The sequence below is a fragment of the Acidovorax sp. genome, from assembly GCF_046291265.1.
GTDB lineage: Bacteria > Pseudomonadota > Gammaproteobacteria > Burkholderiales > Burkholderiaceae_C > Acidovorax.
The window spans coordinates 1-540 of the sequence record NZ_JBKBTV010000193.1; the positions used below are offsets into that span (position 1 = coordinate 1).

General features: G+C 71.9%; 1 pseudogene. It reads right to left on the reverse strand.

Going from position 1 to position 540, the window contains the following annotated elements:
• Positions 1-384 precede the first annotated feature (384 nt).
• Positions 385-540, reverse strand: a pseudogene (locus ACK41V_RS23850) (FoF1 ATP synthase subunit gamma); the annotation flags it as partial.

Sequence of the window (540 nt, forward strand, 5' to 3'; positions counted from 1 at the left end):
GTGGAGTACCTGCTGCGGCAGTGCGGGTCGTGCGGCACGGTCAGCGACTTTCGCGAGCTGTCGCTGCTGCACGTGCAGCTGCGGGACCTGCAGGGCGCGCAGGAGCTGCTGGACGTGGCGCAGGAGCAGGGAATCGTGGACACGACGCTGTTCAGCGGCGTCATGGACGCGCTGGCGCTGGAGGCGGAGGTGCCCTGCGCACCCGCCGACGCCTCGCGCGCTCGTGGCTGCTGGGTGGCCGCCGCGTCGGGCTACCGCCTGGCAGGTGCGTCCGCGGCTGACTCGCGCCCGAACGAGCTGGCGCTGGTGGCGCGGCTGGACGCCGGGAAAAACTACCGCCTGGCTCTGCAGCACGCGGCGGCGGAGGCGGAGGCGGAGGACGCACCGGTTGTACTCCAAGGTGAGGCGCTCGATCAGGTCGCCGGCGTTCTTGGACGCATTGTCCATGGCGGTCATGCGGGCGCTCTGCTCGGAGGCCAGGTTCTCCAGGAAGGCGCCCAGCAGCGTGGAGGCCTGTGCAGCGGCAGCACGGCGCGCAGT